General features: G+C 57.9%; 1 pseudogene. It reads left to right on the top strand.

The window, feature by feature from the left end:
* Positions 1-33: 33 nt before the first annotated feature.
* A pseudogene (locus tag KVT38_RS35840) lies at positions 34-228 on the top strand (substrate-binding domain-containing protein); the annotation flags it as partial.

Genomic DNA, 228 nt, shown 5'->3' with positions numbered 1-228 from the left:
GAGCAATAATACTACTATCACGACAATTACCGCGAGAACAGCGGATATCAAGATGCGAAGCTCATGCTGATACGCAACGAACTGCCCGATGCCCTCGACTGCACGTACGACAGCATGGCGCGCGGCGCCATCAATGCGTACGTGGAGGAACGCGTACGCGTGCCGGGGGACGCGTCTGTCACAGGCTTCGACGATTTGGCGTTCGCGGAGATGGTGGGTTTGTCGGCA

Source organism: Cohnella sp. GbtcB17 (assembly GCF_019091135.1).
In the GTDB taxonomy this organism is placed as follows: domain Bacteria; phylum Bacillota; class Bacilli; order Paenibacillales; family Paenibacillaceae; genus Cohnella.
The sequence above is the reverse complement of the archived record's forward strand: the minus strand, read 5'-3'. Positions and strand labels throughout refer to the sequence as shown.